The organism is Parageobacillus caldoxylosilyticus NBRC 107762 (assembly GCF_000632715.1).
In the GTDB taxonomy this organism is placed as follows: domain Bacteria; phylum Bacillota; class Bacilli; order Bacillales; family Anoxybacillaceae; genus Saccharococcus; species Saccharococcus caldoxylosilyticus.
In genome coordinates, this window is sequence record NZ_BAWO01000125.1 from 1 (window position 1) to 731 (window position 731).

Below are 731 nucleotides of genomic sequence, written 5' to 3' on the forward strand. Positions count from 1 at the left end.
ACGGGTATAATATAAATGTTCGTGTTTTCTGTCTCACCAAACGGTAGAGAAAACATATGATGAAATAGCGGAGGAGGGAAAAATTGTGAAAGGGAACCCATTTGATCCGTTTTCCGATTGGACAAAACATTGGCAGCAATTTTTCCAAGGAGACTTTTGGGGAAATTTTCAATCATTTTTGCCAACGACAAATAAACAATCAGGCATTAATATATATAAAAAAGACAACGAACTGCTGATCGTTGTCAGTTTGCCCGGATTAGAAAAAGTGGAAGACGCAGAACTTTATATATACTACAAAACATTAGAAATCAAGGCTAATATTAACTTAAACTTTAAAGGATTTGAATTAGTGGAGGAAGGAATCTTTCAAGGCACATGGGAAAAAACGATTCCCCTTCCATTTGCGGTAAAGGAAGATCGCATTGAGGCAACGTATCATAATGGTTTGCTATTCATTCATCTTCACCGTCTGATTCCGGATGAGCAAAAAAAGAAAATCGAAATTAAAAAAGGGGAATAAGCGAAAAAAAGAGGATGTCCCGATCATTTTGGGACACCCTGTTCCGATGTTCCGTTTCCTATACTAAATCAAAAAGGGGGTCTAGGAAACGATGATAACGCTTCTAGTTTTGGGGGAGAGGATTTAAATGGCGTCATTAAAACTTCAATGACCTGACCAGAGATAGGCAAAAAAATTAGAGAACTCATGCAGCTCTCTAATTTTTGCC

1 protein-coding gene is annotated in these 731 nt (G+C 37.5%); it reads left to right on the plus strand.

Annotated features, from left to right (window positions below):
* Positions 1 to 82: 82 nt before the first annotated feature.
* On the plus strand, positions 83 to 523 hold the full coding sequence (locus tag GCA01S_RS18925) for an Hsp20/alpha crystallin family protein (RefSeq protein ID WP_100225059.1): 441 nt from the start codon (positions 83 to 85) through the stop codon (positions 521 to 523).
* Positions 524 to 731 lie beyond the last annotated feature (208 nt).